2 protein-coding genes and 1 pseudogene are annotated in these 1,058 nt (G+C 42.3%); all 3 read right to left on the minus strand.

Features of this window, described 5'->3' with window-relative positions; all coding sequences use genetic code 11:
* The coding region (locus DQ356_RS11100) for a hypothetical protein (protein ID WP_147267621.1) at window positions 1-343 on the minus strand (343 nt) is incomplete at its 3' end.
* A gap of 334 nt (window positions 344-677) precedes the next feature.
* The gene (locus tag DQ356_RS11410) at window positions 678-800 is read right to left on the minus strand and encodes a hypothetical protein (RefSeq protein WP_262510899.1); all 123 of its coding nucleotides are present in this window, start codon (window positions 798-800) and stop codon (window positions 678-680) included.
* A gap of 154 nt (window positions 801-954) precedes the next feature.
* A pseudogene (locus tag DQ356_RS11105) lies at window positions 955-1,058 on the minus strand (IS1595 family transposase); the annotation flags it as partial.

Consider the following 1,058-nt stretch of genomic DNA (forward strand, 5'->3'; position numbering starts at 1 on the left):
TACCCCAGTTCACGGTGGCGTTGTAAGCAGGTTGCGTTCCCGGAGGCTGAAGAGTGCCTCCCGACACAGACCATTGTACATTGGTAATGTTAGGCCCGGCAACGGTGTATTTTACCTGGCTGAATTCACACACGCGGATACAGCGGGAGCCTTCGATCTCCTCCCATACTGCCATGGCTTCACGAGGATCGCCTTCAGATCCGTAATCAAGGCAGGCAACCTGGTTATTCCAGGTAACAGTCGTTCCGCTCTGCGCCCACACAAGTGCAGGCATCAGCAACATCCACAGGAAGAGCAGCATCTGGCCCTTCGGGGGAATTTTCAAATGGTTTAAATTGACCATAAAAATAGTTTTAAGGTTATTGATGAGCCGGATGATCCGGTTCTTTTTTAATGATTCTCAAGTTGTGCACCGTTGCCAAGTGCATTTCTGATCTATTGATCATCCGGTTTGATCTTCATCATTTTACCCTTTACCATGATGCCCATTTGCACAATAGAATGCCTATTTGGCCATCTCCTATTACTCTTGTTCTTTACTGCATGTTTACCGGTAGGCCTTACACTCTGGAACAACTAATGATCCTGTATTTTTAAATTTATCATCCTTTACAAACGTGTCATACACGTCATTCACCATTCACTATTCACGCATTCACTATTCAGTCATTCACCATTCACCATTCACCATTCACGCATTCACGCATGAATAATCTCACTTCTTTTTCAAACTGTACAGGAAACAACGCCGCTGCGGATTGCAGTGGGTTCTTTTTTCTGAAAGCCGTGGTGCTTCTCATAAAAGAGCCCACGCATTTGTGTTTTTTAGAAAAGGGCACCCGTGTAAATCCGGCCGAACCCTTTATGAAATTCTCCAAATCGTTTATCTAATCAATAAAGCATATTCGTGAAGAATTTCTTTTCAAATATAAAAATTATTTACTGATTATCCGTTTATGCACCTGTTATATTCGCAATTACTAGTCTGTCAAAGAGTTTGTCTCCAAAATACCGTCTGTTTAATTTGTAAATAAACTCGTTGAGATACAACTGTAAGT

Source organism: Chryseobacterium lacus, assembly GCF_003336205.1.
GTDB classification, from domain to species: domain Bacteria; phylum Bacteroidota; class Bacteroidia; order Flavobacteriales; family Weeksellaceae; genus Chryseobacterium_A; species Chryseobacterium_A lacus.